Origin of the sequence: Allochromatium palmeri (genome assembly GCF_009720725.1) — a bacterium.
GTDB lineage: Bacteria > Pseudomonadota > Gammaproteobacteria > Chromatiales > Chromatiaceae > Thermochromatium > Thermochromatium palmeri.
Window position 1 is genome coordinate 1 of the sequence record NZ_WNKT01000132.1, and the last position, 1,038, is coordinate 1,038.

Genomic DNA, 1,038 nt, shown 5'->3' on the forward strand with positions numbered 1-1,038 from the left:
TGTCAAGTCCCCGGAGATTGTAGACACGTTTTTTGAAGAGTTTGGGGCGTTTCTCGTGCCAGTCCTTGAGTGCCTGAATCGGGGCGATGTGGCCGAGGGCTTTCTGCGGAATGTGTTGATTATAGACCTGGACATAACGCTCGATGGTCTGGGCCAGAGACTCGGCGGAGTCGAAGCGGGTGGTGGTCAAGACCTCTGCAATGCGCCCGTTAAAGCGCTCAATCATCCCGTTGGTCTGCGGAGTGCGTGGTTGGGTGAGGCGATGTTCGATGGTGTTGGCCGAGCAGATCCGGTCGAAGCGATGGCGTCCGGTCGGTTCGCGTTCACCGGTGGCACAGAAGCGATCGGTGAACTCCTTGCCGTTGTCGGTCAAGACGCGGGTAATGGTGAAGGGGGCCTTGGCGATCAGGCGCTCCAGGAAGCCGGCGGCGTTCTTGGCCGTTTTCTTCGGCAGGATCTCGACATAGACCCAGCGCGTGGCCCGGTCGATGGCGGCAAACAGGTACTGGCCACTGGCCTCATCCGGCATTCGGGGTAAGACTTTGACATCGACATGGATGAAGCCCGGTTCGTAGTCCTTGAAGCGCTTGACCGGGCGCGCCTCGGCGTCAATCGGTTGGGGCTTGAGCGCTTGGAGGTTGGAGACGCCATGACGGCGCAGACAACGATCCAGGCCCGAGCGCGAGACGGTGGTGCTGATAAACTCGTGGGTGACGGCCAACAGGTCATCAAGCGGCAACAGGAGCGTTTTACGCAACTCGACGACCACCACCTCCTGCGCCGATGTCAGGCGTGTGTGGAGGCGATGCGGACGGTGCGAAGCGTCTTCGGTACTGGAACGTCGACGCCACTTCGCCACCGTCTGACGGCTCAGCCCGTAGCGCTCGGCCAGCTCCCGGGTCGGGAGCGTCGAGGCCTGAAGCTCACGGCGGATAGCCGGTGTGGTGCGGGCGTTTTTGTGCAGACGGATGACCATGGTGACTTTAGACCTGCTCGTGTTCAGTGTGGACGCGACGGGCGGCTCTCAAACTCCTCGAC

Annotated in this window: 1 protein-coding gene; it reads right to left on the bottom strand. The window is 61.4% G+C overall.

The genetic code is table 11. The features are described 5' to 3' along the window. A partial coding sequence (locus GJ668_RS19785; protein ID WP_155451795.1) for an IS481 family transposase occupies positions 1 to 976 on the bottom strand: 976 nt, incomplete at its 3' end. Positions 977 to 1,038: the final 62 nt, after the last annotated feature.